Consider the following 13,378-nt stretch of genomic DNA (forward strand, 5'->3'; position numbering starts at 1 on the left):
GGAGTCCTGGTATCAATTTCTGGGGCATCTTGACAACGATTGATCCCGTCGTCTAGGGGGTCGCCGCTCAAACTGTCTTGTTTTCCGAAGCCTCTCAGGCGGTGTTCCTCCCGGGCTGCGGCTGGACGGTCGGATGGGGTGTCCCCCACCGGTGATGATTTATGCTCCCTGGAGCGCCGCGGTTTCCGTGGCGGCTGACGCCCGCGGATGTGGCGGAATTGGTAGACGCGCTAGTTTCAGGTACTAGTGGCAGCAATGTCGTGGGAGTTCAAGTCTCCCCATCCGCATGATCACTCCATGATTGTCCTTAAGATCACCAACGCCTCCGATGTCGTCGCAGCGAACATCGGCAAATTTCTGGAGCGACTCACTCCGGACGGCTACGACCAGACCAAGGTGGAGGACATCGTGATCGACCGCCTGGTCGCCAACCTCAAGGCCGAGGGCATCCGCGGCGAGGTGGCGGCCTTCAAGGGTCTCGATCTCAACGACGACGACCTGGTCATCCACGACCACCTCAAGCTCCGGCGCCGCAAGACGATCTGACGCCGACGGGCCCCTCCCCTGACCTCAACGGCCCGCACCCTGGCGGCGATCCGATTCGCAGTGTCCGCAATCCCCTCATCCAGGCGGTGCGGCGTCTGCACCGCTCCAGTGGGCGGCTGGAGCAGGGCCTCCTGCTCCTGGAGGGAACCCACCTGCTCCAGGAAGCCCTCGGGCTTGGCCTGCGACCCGACCTGGTGCTGGCCACACCCGACTGGCAGGAACGCCATGGCGCCCTGTTGGCGCGGCTGCCGGACGCTGGCCGGCTCCGGACCGCCAGCCCCGAGGTCCTGGCCGCCGCCGCCACCACCGGCCACCCCGACGGGGTGCTGCTGACCCTGGCGATGGCCCAGCTGCCTGCCCCCGCAGCGGGCGCCTCGGCGCCGGGCTTCGTGCTCGCCCTGGACCGGATCCAGGATCCGGGCAACCTGGGTACCCTGCTGCGCACGGCGCTGGCGGCGGGGGTGGAGCGGGTGTGGCTGGGGGAGGGGGCCGATGCGCTGCAGCCGAAGGTGCTGCGGGCCTCCAGCGGCGCGGCCCTGGCCCTGCCGATCGAGCGGATGCCAGCCCCTGACCTGGAGGCCCGGCTGGTCGAAGCGCAGTCCCGCGGCGTGCAGTTGGTGGCGGCGATGGTGCCCGGGGAGGCGGGGGCGGTGCAGGCCTACTGGGAGCTGGACTGGTGCCGGCCCACGGCCCTGCTGCTCGGGAACGAGGGGGCCGGGCTGGCGCCTGAGCTGGCCCGGCTGGCCGACCAGTGGGTGACGGTCCCCCACAGCCGCGCCGTGGATTCGCTCAATGTGGCGGCCGCGGCCGCCCTGCTGCTGCTGGAGCGGACCCGCCAGGCCCACGGGCGGCCCGCGCCCTGACAGGGGAGAATGCCGCTACCCATGCAGCCCCGTCCGGTGACCGCAGCACCCGCCACTCCCCCCTCCGGCTTCGATTTCGACGTGATCGTGATCGGTGCCGGTTATGGCGGTTTCGATGCTGCCAAACATGGGGCCGACCACGGACTGAAGGTGGCGATCGTGGAATCCCGCGACATGGGCGGCACCTGTGTCAACCGGGGCTGTGTGCCTTCCAAGGCCCTGCTGGCGGCCAGTGGCCGGGTGCGGGAACTGGGCGACGCCGAGCACCTCAAGGGCTTCGGCATCCATGCGGCGCCGGTGCGCTTCGAGCGCCAGAAGATCGCCGACCACGCCGCCCAGCTGGTGGCCACGATCCGCACCAATCTCACCAAGACGCTGGAACGCTCCGGCACCACGATTCTGCGGGGCAAGGGACGCCTCGACGGGCCCCAGCGGGTGGCGGTGCGCGAGGCCAGCGGCGTGGAACGCGTCTATGCGGCCCGCGAGGTGATCATCGCCACCGGCTCCGATCCCTTCGTGCCGCCCGGCATCGAGACCGACGGCCGCACCGTGTTCACCAGTGACGAGGCCATCAACCTGGAGTGGCTGCCCCGCTGGATCACGATCATCGGCAGCGGCTACATCGGCCTGGAGTTCGCCGACGTCTACACGGCCCTCGGCTGCGAAGTCACCATGATCGAGGCCCTCGATCGGGTGATGCCCACCTTTGATCCGGACATCGCCAAGATCGCCGCCCGCCATCTGATCGATGGCCGCGACATCGACGCCCGCTCCGGCGTGCTCGCCAGCCGGATCACCCCCGGCTGCCCGGTGAAAATCGAGCTGGTGGACATGGCCAGCCGCGAGCCGGTGGAAACTCTGGAGGTGGATGCGGTGCTGGTGGCCACCGGCCGGGTGCCGGTGAGCAAGGATCTCAACCTGGCCAGCGTCGGCGTGGAGACCAACCGGGGCTTCATCCCCGTGGACGACGGCCTGCGGGTGCTCTCCGGCGGTGAGCCGGTGCCCCACCTGTGGGCCGTCGGCGACGTGACCGGAAAAATGATGCTGGCCCACACCGCTGCCGCCCAGGGCACGGTGGCGATCGAGAACATCCTCGGCCACGCCCGCCGCATCGACTACCGCTCGATCCCCGCGGCCACCTTCACCCATCCGGAGATCAGTTCGGTGGGGCTCTCGGAAGCGGACGCCAAGGAGCTGGCGGAGGCCGAAGGCTTTGCCCTGGGCAGCGTGCGCAGCTATTTCAAGGCCAACTCCAAGGCCCTGGCTGAACTGGAAAGCGATGGGCTGCTGAAGCTCCTGTACCGCAAGGACACCGGCGAAGTGCTGGGGGCGCACATCTATGGCCTGCATGCGGCCGACCTGATCCAGGAGATCGCCAACGCGGTGGCCCGGCGCCAGGGGGTGCGGCAGCTGGCCAGCGAGGTGCACACCCATCCCACCCTCAGCGAGGTGGTGGAAGTGGCCTACAAACAGGCCGCCGCCAGCCTGGCCACGGCGGTGGGTGCCTGAGATGGAGATCCGACGCCGGCCCCCCAACCCTTCGGTCCGGGTGGCCCACCTGGAATTCGGCACCCCCCATCCTGAGCAGAGCCCCCGCCACATTCTTGAGGAGATCGTCTGGGAAAAGGACAGGGAGGTGACAGCGGCTCGCGAGCGGGTCAGCCTGGACACGCTGAAGCAACAGATCGCGGAACTGCCCCCCAGCCTGGATTTCTGCGCAGCCCTGCGGGCCAGCTGCCGCAAACCGGCAGTGATCGCTGAGATCAAGAAGGCCAGCCCCAGCAAGGGGGTGATCCGGGAGGATTTCGACCCCGTCGCCATCGCCAGGGGCTACCGGGACGGTGGCGCCAGCTGCCTGTCGGTGCTGACCGACAAGCGCTTCTTCCAGGGGGGCTTCGATGTCCTGGTGGCCGTGCGCGACGCGGTGGCGCTGCCCCTGCTCTGCAAGGACTTCATCCTCAGCCCCTACCAGCTGTTCCAGGCCCGGGCCGCCGGGGCCGACGCGGCCCTGTTGATCGCGGCGATTCTCACCGACCAGGATCTGGCCTACCTGCTCAAGGTGGCCAGGGGCCTGGGGCTGGCGGTGCTGGTGGAGGTGCACGACGCCACAGAGATGGAGCGGGTGCTGCAGCTGGAGGGCGTCAACCTGATCGGCATCAACAACCGCGATCTGGCCAGCTTCACGGTGGATCTGGCCACCACCGAACAACTCATGGAACGCTTCGGCGAGCAGGTGCGTGCCTGTGGTGCCCTGCTGGTGAGCGAATCGGGCCTGTTCAGCCGCGCCGACCTCGACCGGGCCGTCGGTGCCGGTGCCGATGCGGTGCTGGTGGGAGAGGCCCTGATGCGGCAGGAGAACGTGACGGCGGCCCTGGAGACTCTGATCGGGGGCTGAGCCAGGCGCGCAGCAGGGATCACTCCTTCTCCAGCAGGGCCCTGGCGGCATCGAGCTGGGTGCGGGCGTCCGGGCTCACTTCTGGGTAATGGAGGTGCAGGGAATCGAGGGTTTCGATGATGGCGGCCGCCACGGCCATACGGGTGAACCACTTGTTGTCAGCCGGCACCACATACCAGGGGGCATGACGGCTGGAGGTGTGCCGGATGGTTTCGGTGTAAGCGTCCATGTAGTCCTCCCAGAAAGCCCGTTCCTTGATGTCGTTGGCGGAAAACTTCCAGTTCTTTTCCGGACGGTCGAGGCGTGCGAGAAAACGCTTGCGCTGCTCCTTCTTGGAGACGTTCAGAAAGAACTTTCGGACGATGATTCCATTGTTGCTCAGGTACTCTTCGTAATTTCTGATGTCGCGAAAGCGCTCTTTCCAGATGTCCTTCGTGATGCGATCGGGCGGAAGTGTCTGCCTGGTCAGCATCTCGGGATGGACTCGAACCACCAAGGTTTCCTCGTAATAGCTGCGGTTGAAGATGCCGATCCGCCCCCTTTCCGGCAGGGCATTGTTGGATCGCCAGAGAAAATCATGGTCCAGATCCACTGAGGAGGGCGCCTTGAAGGAGCTCACCTGGCATCCCTGGGGATTGACGCCACTCATCACGTGCTTGATGGTGCCGTCCTTGCCGGCCGCATCCATCGCCTGGAAGATCAACAGCAGAGCATAGCGATCCTGGGCATAGAGCAGATCCTGGAAGTCCGCCAGCATCTGCACCCCCATCGTCAAGGCTTCCTGGGCCCGGTCCTTGTCTTTTTTGTCGAGATGCAGTGTGTCGCCAGGATCAAAATCCTTCAGCTGAAAACCGTCTCCATCCTCAATCCGGAAAGGTTTGGAGAAACTTCTGGCCCGCTCCAGGAAGTCCTTCTTGTCCACGCGTCTTTCCCCTTGAAGATCTTCCACTGATAGGTCGGCCCGCTGCGGCGACGGGGGCCATCAGCATCATTCGTAAAACGAGGCAACCTGACTTGGCTGAATGCCGAGGATCAGAGGGCGTCGAAGCGCCAATCGAACGCGTACAAAGAGATCTAGCTCGACGAAGCCTTGTGCCTACTTTAGCCACACCCTCTGGTACGGACCAACATGTCATAAAACTTATGAACATGGACTTTCCTCTGTCCTTGACTACAGTGACAGGGGAGAACAATCCGGCTTCACGACGATCCTCCCTCAGCAGGTTCTGGCATTCCTTCGGCACCGGTCCTGATCCTCTGATCGCTCTTCCCATGCCTGCGTCCCTGGTCAGTTATTCGAAGATTCTCGAAATCGTCGGCGATATCCTCCGGGTCGAGGTCCCCGCTGATGCCAGCCAGAGGGAGGCGGCACCACGGTTCAACGATCTGGCTGTCGTGCAGAACCGCAATGGCACCTCTTCGCTGGCGCAGGTGATTGCCCTGAAGCAGGATTCCGTGTCTTTGCAGGTGTTTCGAGGCACCAAGGGGGTGGCCACCGATTCTGCCGTGCATTTTCTTGGTCACCCGATGGAGGCCACCTACTCCACCAACATTCTGGGTCGGGTGTTTCGAGGCACGGGTGAGCCGATCGATGGCGGTCCAGGCCTTGAGGAGGATCCGAAGGTTCCGATCGGCGGGCCTTCCGTCAACCCGATGTGCCGCATTCTGGCCTCCAAGATGATCCGCACCAACGTGCCGATGATCGACGTGTTCAACTGTCTGGTGGAGAGCCAGAAGATCCCGATCTTTTCAGTCTCGGGGGAGCCCTTCAATGCCTTCCTGGCCCGCATTGGGATTCAGGCCGATGCCGATGTGGTCGTGTTTGGGGGCCTGGGGCTGATCTTCGACGACTACTACGCGTTTCGCAAGACCTTTGAAGATGCCGGCGTTTTCGCACGCACCGTGATGTTCGTGAACCTGGCCTCCGATCCGATCGTGGAACGCTTGCTGATTCCGGACATGGCCTTGGCGGTGGCCGAGCGGTTTGCTGTGGAAGAGGGCAAGCGGGTGCTGGTGTTGCTCACGGACATGACCTCGTTTGCCGATGCCCTCAAGGAAATCAGCATCGCCATGGACCAGGTGCCTGCCAACCGCGGTTATCCAGGCGATCTCTATTCCCAGCTGGCCCGCCGCTATGAAAAGGCGGCTGATTACGCCAAGGGTGGCTCGGTGACGCTGCTCACGGTCACCACCATGCCAGGGGACGACATCACCCATCCCGTGCCTGATAACACGGGATACATCACGGAAGGGCAGTTCTATCTGCACGATGGAGTCATTGATCCGTTCGGTTCCCTGTCCCGCCTCAAACAGAACGTGATCGGCAAGATCACCCGTGAGGACCATAACCAGATCATGAACACCTGCATCCGCCTCTATTCCGGTGCGCGGGATGCGGAGCAGAAGCAGGCCATGGCCTTTGAACTGTCCGATTACGACCAGCGCCTGATCAAATTTGGCGGACTGTTCAAAGCCAGATTCATGGATATCAATGTGGATATCTCCCTGGAGGATGCGCTGGATCTGGCCTGGACAACCCTGGCCGAGTGCTTCCAGGCCAGTGAGTTGCTGATGAAGCAGGAGCTGCTCGATAAGTACTTCCCCGGCGACACGCCGCCTCGCCCTCCCTCCGCGTAGTTCCCATGGCCAGGCTCTCGCTCACCAAGGCCTCCCTGACGAAGGAGAAGTCCCTGCTGCGGACCTTTCAGGATGTCCTGCCATCGCTGGACATGAAGCGCCGCCAGATCGGTGCCGAACGGGAGAAGGCCCGCCGCCTGCTGGCCGAGGCCATGGAGAAGGCGGCGGCGATCGAGCCGGATGTGGCGGCCAGGTTGCCGATGGTCGCCAACACATCGATCGATCTGACGGATCTTGTGGCCGTTTCCAGTCTGGAGATCGGCGAAGAGAATCTGATGGGCACCCGGCTGCCGGTGCTTCGGAGCCTCGCCTTCCGGGTCATCCCCTATGGCGTGCTCACCAAGCCATTCTGGGTCGACGCCCTGGTCGTTGTTCTCCAGCAGGCCATGGAGCAGTCGATTCGGATCCAGGTGGCCAGGCGTCGCGTGGATGCACTGGAGCAGGCCGAGAGGATCGTGACGCAGCGTTATAACTTATTTGACAAGGTTCTGATTCCAAGAGCCAGACAGAACATTCGCAAAATCTCCATCTATCTGGCTGATGCGGAACGGGCCGGTGTGGTCAATTCCAAGATTGCCAAACGCAAGAAGGAGCACCAGGAGCCATGACGATCATCGCGCTCGCCAAAGTTTCGATCTTCGGTCTTGCGGCGGAGAAGCAGGCCGTGCTGGAAGGACTGCAAGCCCTGGGGTGTCTGCATCTGATTGACCTGGGAGCTGCGGAGGGCCCTGCTGATTTCAGCGCTCCCCAGCCGGCTGTCGAGGCCCGCGAGGCTTTGCGCTATCTGATGGATGTGCGCCAGCGTCGCTACCAGTTGAAGGTCGATCCCACCTTCCAGCTCGAGGCCGTGGTGGCCAAGACACTGGCGAACCGCTCACGCAAGCGGGCTGCCGAGGACAGAATCCTCAGCCTCCGCCACCATCTTGCTGAACTGGCCCCGTGGGGGAACTTCCGGCTGCCTGAACTGGGGGAGCTGGGTGGCCAGCGCCTTTGGTTCTACCGGGTTGCCCATCCCAAGCTGGAGCCCTTCCAACAGGCGCTTGCAGGGCTGGCACTGCCGTGGCAGCAGATCCATGCCAGCCCCAGGCATGCCTATGTGGTGCTGATCTCCGAGCAGGAACCGGACCAGAACCTGCTGCCGGTTCAGCGTGCCCATGTCGGTTCCGAGTCTCCGGAGGACCTCAGGGCTGAGCTCGACCAGGCCCATGTCGAACTTGATGACTGCGAGGCGGAGCACGAAGCCCTGAGCCGCTGGATCTTTCTGCTCTCGAAGCACCTGATCCGTGCCGATGAACAGGTGGCCCTCAGGCAGGCCAGCGAAAAAACCGCTGATCGGGGCCGCGTCTTTCAGGTGCAGGGCTGGATGCCGCGCCAGGACCTCCCCCAGCTCACGTCCTTTGTCCAGCGCATGGGGCTGGCCTCGTGGGCCGAAAGCCCGACCTCCGACGACACCCCTCCCACCTTGATGACGAATCCGGATGTGCTGGCGGGCGGTGCAGATCTGGTGACGTTCTATGAGACGCCGGGTTATCGCGACTGGGATCCTTCTGTCGTGGTGTTCTTTTCCTTCGCCATCTTTTTCGCCATGATCCTGGCGGATGCAGGCTATGCCCTGGTGCTGGGGGTGCTGCTGGCGACGTTCTGGAAAAGGATGGGAACCAGGCCGTCCTCACGCCGGTTTCGCGTCCTGGCGGCGGTCGGTCTGCTGTTCTCACTTTTCTACGGGGTGCTGGCCGGGAGTTATTTCGGAGCTCCCCCCCCGAGTGGATCCGTGCTGGCCCATCTTCAGGTTCTGAATCTGGACGATTTCACTGTGATGATGAAGGTCTCACTGGTGGTGGGTGCCCTGCATCTGATCCTGGCCAATGGGATCGTGGCGTTGCGCGGTGTGACGCTCGCCGAGCACGCCAAGCCCATCGGCTGGATCGCCATCATTCTCGCGGGCCTCAGCCTCTACCTCGGGGCGGGCACCGCGGCAGGCCGTGATCTGGGCCTTGGCCTGGGTAGCGGCGGGCTGCTCACCATCCTGCTGCTGAGCAGCGAGCGTCGCCTCGATTCGCTTGGTTCCCTGCTGTTGCGACTGTTTGATGGGCTTGCCTCACTGGCTGAACTCTCCAAACTTTTTGGAGACGTGATGAGTTATCTGCGTCTGTTTGCCCTAGGATTGGCCAGTGCCTCTTTGGCACTGACGTTCAATCAGTTGGCCGGCGAAATTTACCGCTCCGATGTCCCCCTTGCGGTGGTCATTTCGCTGCTGATCCTGATCCTGGGTCATAGCATCAATCTGTTGCTTGCCATCATCAGCGGATTTGTCCACGGCCTGCGGCTCAACTTCATTGAGTTTTTCAACTGGAGCCTCAGCGAGGAAGGCTATCCCTTCGCACCCTTCAGCAAAAAGGAGACGGCATTGTGACCAACGACACATCCATTTTGGTCCTTGGCTGGATTGGCATCTATGCGCCGGTGGCCTTGGCGGCCATCGGCGCCTCCATCGGTTGCACCACGGCGGGTCAGGCGGCGATCGGCGCCATGATGGAGGTCAGCAGCGGCTACGGACGTTTCGTCGGCCTGTCCGCGCTGCCGTCGTCGATGTCGATCTACGGCATTGTCGTGATGTTCATCCTCAATCGACCGGTGACCCCGGCGAATTCCGGCGGGCTCTTCGGCATCGGACTGCTCTCGGGACTGGCGTTCCTGATGGCGGCGATCTACCAGGGGTTGTGCTGCGCCTCCGCCATTTCCGGCTCCAAGGCCAAGCCCGAGATCTTCGGGCTTTCCCTGGCGCCGGCCGCGATCGTTGAGGGCTTCGCCGTGTTTGCCTTCGTGTTTGCCTTGGTGGCGGCCGGAGGGATTCCCAAGTAGGGCTCCCTGAAGGGCACCCCCGCGTCTCTGGACGCCTGCCTTCGCCATCTCTTTTCCGTCGTTCCTCCCCAGCCGGGCAGATCCCATGGCCAACCCGAAGAAGCTCCGGCACGACACTCCCCTGGCGGTGGCCTCTGGCGTGGAGGACTTGATTGCGCGCCTGCGCGATCAGGGCGTCGAGAAGGGACGCGCCGAGGCCGAGGGCCTGCTGCACCAGGCCCAGGCGAAGGCGGCGACCCTGCTCGCCGAAGCTGAGGCTCAGGCCAGGCAGATCGTCGATCGGGCCAGGAAGGAGGCCGAGTCGCTCCAGACCTCAGGGCAGCAGGCCCTGGAACTGGCCTTCCGCGATGCCAACCTGGCCCTGAAGGCCCAGCTCAGCGATCGCTTCACCGGTGAGGTGCGCCAGCTCGTTGGCGAAGAACAGGAGAAGCAGGAAATTCTGGAGCGGATGATCCTGGAGATCGTCGGCACACTCCGCCCGGAAGCCGACCAGTCACAGCAGGTTGAGGTGCTGCTGCCACGCCGGGTGGCCGGCCTGGCCGAGCTCAGCCAGCACCCGGAGGAGCTGGAGCAGGGCATCCTCAGCCGCTTCGTGCGCCTCACCGCCCGGGGCCTGCTGCGGCAGGGGGTCAGCTTCGGTGTTTCGAAGGGACCCCAGGCCGGGTTGAAGTTGCGGCTGGTGGACCGTGATGTGGTGCTCGACCTGACGGATGCGGCGATCGCCCAATCCCTGCTGGCCCACCTGCAACCCCGGTTCCGCGCTCTGCTGGAGGGGGTGGTGAAGTGAGCGCCCCATGAAGTACGTCGTGCTGATGGCCAGCCTGCCGCCGCTCGGGTCGCTGTTGGAAGCCGCGACGCCACCGATTTCCAGACTCAAGCTGGAAAGCCGATTGGGTCTGCTGGAGGCCACCGATCTGCATACGCTCGAACAGATCGCCAACCTGATCGCCTGGCCGTCCCAGCCACTGGAGCGCACCGATGCGGCCTTCATTGTTGAGGCCCATCGCTTCTTGGCGGCCAACCGCAATCCGACGCTGCGGAGTCTGGTGACGCAGCGCCTGGACATGCGCACGATCGTGGCGGCGTTTCGCCGCCGGCGTCGGGGGGAAGCCCAGCCGCCCACCGGTGAGGTCTGGGGATTCGGTGAATGGGTGGGCTTGATCGAGCGCAACTGGAGTGCACCGACATTCAAGCTTGAGGTGATCTTTCCTTGGGTCAGGCAGGCTCACGACCTGCTGGAGGAGGATGACCTGATTGGCTTCGAGAAGTTGCAGTTTTCTGTTGTCTGGGCCATGTTGAACCGCCTTGGGGCCGGCCATGCGTTCGATTTTGAGGCGCTGATCATTTATCTGGCGCGCTGGAGTCTGGTCAGCCGTTGGTCATGCTACAAAGGTGAGACGGCTGTCGTTCGGTTTCGAGAGCTCGTCGATGCGGGCCTTGCCAATCACAGAGAACTCTTTTCGGGTGTAGCTCAATGAACAGCAGCATTGAGTCCCTGGCTGAGTTCAATCCCGCCAGCGTTGTTGCTGTGCAGGATGATCTCGTCACGATCCAGATGGCGGAGAGCAAGCCCCGGCCTCTGCTCAAGAATGAGGTGATCTACATCTGTCTGCAGCGCCGTAGTGGAGATCGCCAGGAAAAGCTGAAAGCCGAAGTGTTGCGTGTGCGAGGGAGGCTGGCCGATGCCCAGGTCTTTGAAAGCACCAAGGGTGTCGGCATTGGCGATCCGGTCGAGCAGACGGGCGAGCAACTCTCCGTCACCCTCGGCCCTGGCCTGCTGAGTCAAGTCTATGACGGACTGCAGAACCCCCTGGCCCAGCTGGCCGCCGGCTATGGCACGTTTCTGCCCCGTGGTGCCGATGTGTCGCCCCTGGATACGGAAAAGAAGTGGTCGTTTCAGCCCAGGGCCAAGATCGGTGACACCCTCCATGCCGGGGATGTGATCGGTACCGTTCAGGAGGGTCGCTTCACCCACAAGATCATGGTTCCCTTTGATCAGCAGGGGGTGACCACCCTCGACTGGATTCAGCAGGGAAGTTTCACGATCGACACCGCCGTGGCCCGCATCCGGGATGGCAGTGGTGCCCCCCGCTCACTCACGCTGACGCAGCAGTGGCCGGTGCGGCGCGCCCTCCCCCAGGCACTGCTGGAATCAAACCTCTGCGAACGGCTTTATCCGCAGGAGCCGATGATCACCACCCAGCGGATCATCGACACCTTTCTGCCCATCGCCCGTGGTGGTACCGGCTGCATCCCGGGCCCTTTCGGCGCTGGCAAGACCGTGCTCCAGAACCTGATCTCGCGCCACTCCGATGTGGACATCGTGCTGGTGGTGGCCTGCGGGGAGCGGGCGGGGGAAGTGGTCGAAACCATCACTGAATTCCCCAAGCTTTCTGACCCGAAGACTGGTGGATCGCTGATGGATCGCACCATCATCATCTGCAACACCTCCTCGATGCCGGTGGCGGCCAGAGAGGCCTCCATCTACACCGGTCTCACCCTGGGTGAGTATTACCGCCAGATGGGATACAACGTGCTTCTGATTGCCGACTCCACCTCGCGCTGGGCCCAGGCGATGCGGGAAACCTCCGGTCGGCTGGAGGAGATTCCTGGTGAAGAGGCGTTTCCCGCTTATCTCGATTCCTCGATCAAGAGCGTCTATGAGCGGGCCGGCATCATCCGCACCAGCGACGGCTCCGTCGGCAGCCTCACCATGATCGGGACAGTGTCGCCGGCGGGGGGCAATTTCGAGGAGCCGGTCACCCAATGCACCTTGGGCACCGTCAAGGCGTTCCTCGGACTGAGTGCGGAGCGGGCTTACAAGCGCTTCTATCCAGCCGTCGACATCCTGCTCTCCTGGACGCGCTATTTCCAGCAGCTCGAGGGTTGGTTCTCCCAGCATCTTTCACCGGAGTGGGTGGGTCGCGTCGCCCAGATGAATGGGCTGCTCAAGGAGGGTGATCGGGTTGGCCAGATGATTCAGGTGACCGGCGAGGAAGGCGTCAGCATGGAGGACTTCATCGTTTTTCAGAAAGCTCTGTTTCTGGACATGGTGTATCTGCAGCAGGATGCCTTTGATGCCGTCGACTCCACCACCCCCCTGGAACGGCAGAAGACCTCCTTCGATCTGGTCTTCGATCTGCTGCACGGTGACCACACCTTCGCCGACAAGAAGGCCGCCAGGGACTATTACACCCAACTCACGGGTCTGTACCGGAACCTGAACTACGCCGCCTCCGGTTCGCCCACCTACAAGAGCTATCTGCAGCAGATCCAGGCCCTCTCCGGAGCCCCTAGGGCGATCCCAGTCGCGACGCCTTGATCGTCAGTGGCCAGTGAAGGCGCCGTGGCGTCTGCGCCTTCCCCCAGACGGCGGCCAGGGCCGGACGAAGCCAGTCGATGGGGTCGCTGCCCAGGGCGGCCCGATAGCGGGCGCTGGCCGACCAGCTGGAGCCGTAGCCGAGCAGTTGCTCCAGGCTCCAGGCGGCTTCCATGGCGAACGACGGGGCCGGGAGGGCCGCGAAGGGCAGCACCAGGTCGCGGTAGCCGGTTTCCACCTGGGCTTTCTCGGCAGGCCAGTAGGGACCGACGATGTCGCCGTAGAAGTGCTGCAGCAGGGCGTCGGTCGCCTCCCCGTCCAGGTGGGGGATGCCGTAGCTCCAGACGGCCAGAACGCCTCCGGGGCGCAGCACCCGCGCCACTTCCGCGAAGAAGCGGGGTCGATCGAACCAATGCAGGGCCTGGGCCACTGTGACCAGATCGATGCTGCCCGCCTCCAGACCGGAGCCCTCCGCCGCCGCCAGTCGGTAGTGCACCCGGGGATGGGGGCTGGCGGCCTCGAGCTGGGCGGCGCTGGCGTCGGAGGCCACCACCTCGCTGAAGTGGGCGGCCAGGGCCACGGCAGCCTGACCCGTACCGGTGGCGCAGTCCCAGGCCCGTTGCCGGGCGGGAGCCACCGCGGCCAGCCAGTCGAACAGGGGTGGCGGGTAAGTGGGACGGAAGTGGGCGTAGGCCCCCGAAACGGAGCCGAAGTGATCGATGAAGGCTTCGCTCATTACAGGGGCTGAATGGGGGA

At 63.9% G+C, this 13,378-nt stretch carries 13 protein-coding genes and 1 tRNA gene; 12 read left to right on the forward strand and 2 right to left on the reverse strand.

All coding sequences use genetic code 11. The annotated features are described in order from the left end of the window. Positions 1–203 precede the first annotated feature (203 nt). From KBY95_RS05130 to trpC, 5 genes are all read left to right on the forward strand, one after another. Positions 204–287 (forward strand) — tRNA-Leu (locus KBY95_RS05130). A 10-nt stretch (positions 288–297) separates the two neighbouring features. After that, on the forward strand, positions 298–546 hold the full coding sequence (locus KBY95_RS05135) for a hypothetical protein (protein ID WP_254963839.1): 249 nt from the start codon (positions 298–300) through the stop codon (positions 544–546). Positions 547–599: 53 nt separating this feature from the next. Further along, positions 600–1,409: a TrmH family RNA methyltransferase gene (locus KBY95_RS05140; protein ID WP_396094878.1), complete on the forward strand. Its 810-nt coding sequence runs from the start codon at positions 600–602 to the stop codon at positions 1,407–1,409. Positions 1,410–1,430: 21 nt separating this feature from the next. Further along, positions 1,431–2,918: a dihydrolipoyl dehydrogenase gene (locus KBY95_RS05145; protein WP_254963842.1), complete on the forward strand. Its 1,488-nt coding sequence runs from the start codon at positions 1,431–1,433 to the stop codon at positions 2,916–2,918. Between the two features lies 1 nt (position 2,919). Then, complete coding sequence (trpC, locus tag KBY95_RS05150; RefSeq protein ID WP_254963843.1) at positions 2,920–3,804, forward strand: indole-3-glycerol phosphate synthase TrpC; 885 nt, start codon at positions 2,920–2,922, stop codon at positions 3,802–3,804. A gap of 19 nt (positions 3,805–3,823) precedes the next feature. Here the strand turns inward: trpC and KBY95_RS05155 are convergent, their stop codons facing one another. Further along, a complete protein-coding gene (locus KBY95_RS05155) occupies positions 3,824–4,726 on the reverse strand; it encodes a polyphosphate kinase 2 family protein (protein WP_254963845.1) in 903 nt (300 codons plus the stop codon). Positions 4,727–4,818: 92 nt separating this feature from the next. Between KBY95_RS05155 and KBY95_RS05160 the strand changes: the two genes are divergently transcribed. The 7 genes from KBY95_RS05160 to KBY95_RS05190 all read left to right on the forward strand — a co-directional run bounded on the left by KBY95_RS05160 (position 4,819) and on the right by KBY95_RS05190 (position 12,625). Continuing rightward, positions 4,819–6,441, forward strand: coding sequence for a V-type ATP synthase subunit B (locus tag KBY95_RS05160; RefSeq protein WP_254963846.1), 1,623 nt, complete (start codon positions 4,819–4,821; stop codon positions 6,439–6,441). Positions 6,442–6,446: 5 nt separating this feature from the next. Continuing rightward, complete coding sequence (locus KBY95_RS05165) at positions 6,447–7,049, forward strand: V-type ATP synthase subunit D (protein WP_254963847.1); 603 nt, start codon at positions 6,447–6,449, stop codon at positions 7,047–7,049. Next, positions 7,046–8,854, forward strand: coding sequence for a V-type ATP synthase subunit I (locus KBY95_RS05170; RefSeq protein WP_254963848.1), 1,809 nt, complete (start codon positions 7,046–7,048; stop codon positions 8,852–8,854). The genes KBY95_RS05165 and KBY95_RS05170 overlap by 4 nt, the downstream gene beginning before the upstream one ends. Next, positions 8,851–9,303: an ATP synthase subunit C gene (locus KBY95_RS05175; protein WP_254963850.1), complete on the forward strand. Its 453-nt coding sequence runs from the start codon at positions 8,851–8,853 to the stop codon at positions 9,301–9,303. Before KBY95_RS05170 ends, KBY95_RS05175 begins: the two co-directional genes overlap by 4 nt. Positions 9,304–9,388: 85 nt before the next feature. Further along, complete coding sequence (locus KBY95_RS05180; protein ID WP_254963852.1) at positions 9,389–10,090, forward strand: hypothetical protein; 702 nt, start codon at positions 9,389–9,391, stop codon at positions 10,088–10,090. A 7-nt stretch (positions 10,091–10,097) separates the two neighbouring features. After that, positions 10,098–10,781, forward strand: coding sequence for a DUF2764 domain-containing protein (locus KBY95_RS05185; protein ID WP_254963854.1), 684 nt, complete (start codon positions 10,098–10,100; stop codon positions 10,779–10,781). Next, positions 10,778–12,625, forward strand: a complete 1,848-nt coding sequence (locus tag KBY95_RS05190; RefSeq protein ID WP_254963855.1) for a V-type ATP synthase subunit A — start codon at positions 10,778–10,780, stop codon at positions 12,623–12,625. Before KBY95_RS05185 ends, KBY95_RS05190 begins: the two co-directional genes overlap by 4 nt. Here the strand turns inward: KBY95_RS05190 and KBY95_RS05195 are convergent. Then, complete coding sequence (locus KBY95_RS05195) at positions 12,597–13,358, reverse strand: class I SAM-dependent methyltransferase (RefSeq protein WP_254963856.1); 762 nt, start codon at positions 13,356–13,358, stop codon at positions 12,597–12,599. The genes KBY95_RS05190 and KBY95_RS05195 overlap by 29 nt on opposite strands. Positions 13,359–13,378 lie beyond the last annotated feature (20 nt).

It is taken from the genome of Cyanobium sp. Aljojuca 7A6, from assembly GCF_024346455.1.
Taxonomy (GTDB): domain Bacteria; phylum Cyanobacteriota; class Cyanobacteriia; order PCC-6307; family Cyanobiaceae; genus Cyanobium.

What these genes read in the sequence shown, in the direction of transcription:
- KBY95_RS05195 (WP_254963856.1), bottom strand. Translation starts at nt 13,358, where the DNA reads ATGAGCGAAGCCTTCATCGATCACTTCGGCTCCGTTTCGGGGGCCTAC.
- KBY95_RS05165 (WP_254963847.1), top strand. Translation starts at nt 6,447, where the DNA reads ATGGCCAGGCTCTCGCTCACCAAGGCCTCCCTGACGAAGGAGAAGTCC.
- KBY95_RS05145 (WP_254963842.1), top strand. Translation starts at nt 1,431, where the DNA reads ATGCAGCCCCGTCCGGTGACCGCAGCACCCGCCACTCCCCCCTCCGGC.
- KBY95_RS05170 (WP_254963848.1), top strand. Translation starts at nt 7,046, where the DNA reads ATGACGATCATCGCGCTCGCCAAAGTTTCGATCTTCGGTCTTGCGGCG.
- KBY95_RS05180 (WP_254963852.1), top strand. Translation starts at nt 9,389, where the DNA reads ATGGCCAACCCGAAGAAGCTCCGGCACGACACTCCCCTGGCGGTGGCC.
- trpC (WP_254963843.1), top strand. Translation starts at nt 2,920, where the DNA reads ATGGAGATCCGACGCCGGCCCCCCAACCCTTCGGTCCGGGTGGCCCAC.
- KBY95_RS05135 (WP_254963839.1), top strand. Translation starts at nt 298, where the DNA reads ATGATTGTCCTTAAGATCACCAACGCCTCCGATGTCGTCGCAGCGAAC.
- KBY95_RS05190 (WP_254963855.1), top strand. Translation starts at nt 10,778, where the DNA reads ATGAACAGCAGCATTGAGTCCCTGGCTGAGTTCAATCCCGCCAGCGTT.
- KBY95_RS05185 (WP_254963854.1), top strand. Translation starts at nt 10,098, where the DNA reads ATGAAGTACGTCGTGCTGATGGCCAGCCTGCCGCCGCTCGGGTCGCTG.